Origin of the sequence: Pelomonas nitida (genome assembly GCF_043555975.1) — a bacterium.
GTDB classification, from domain to species: domain Bacteria; phylum Pseudomonadota; class Gammaproteobacteria; order Burkholderiales; family Burkholderiaceae_C; genus Pelomonas; species Pelomonas nitida.
Genome location: NZ_JBIGIA010000072.1, coordinates 1 through 255, shown reverse-complemented (window position 1 = coordinate 255; position 255 = coordinate 1). Strand labels below are relative to the sequence as shown.

The window sequence follows — 255 nt, the reverse complement described above, 5'->3', positions numbered from 1 at the left end:
TTTCGGCCGTGAAGTGGGTGTGCGGCTTGATCGTGCCCGGCTTGGCCAGCACTTGGCCACGCTCGACGTCTTCGCGCTTGGTGCCGCGCAGCAGGATGCCGACGTTGTCGCCTGCTTGACCTTGGTCTAGCAGCTTGCGGAACATTTCGACGCCCGTGACCGTGGTCTTCTGGACTTCGCGGATACCGACGATTTCGATTTCTTCGCCGACCTTGATGATGCCGCGCTCGACGCGACCGGTCACCACGGTGCCAC

General features: G+C 62.7%; 1 protein-coding gene. It reads right to left on the bottom strand.

Annotation, left to right across the window (positions count from 1 at the left end; translation table 11 throughout):
* Nucleotides 1-255: EF-Tu/IF-2/RF-3 family GTPase (locus ACG00X_RS24150; protein WP_394492383.1), on the bottom strand; the 255-nt coding region annotated here is incomplete at both ends.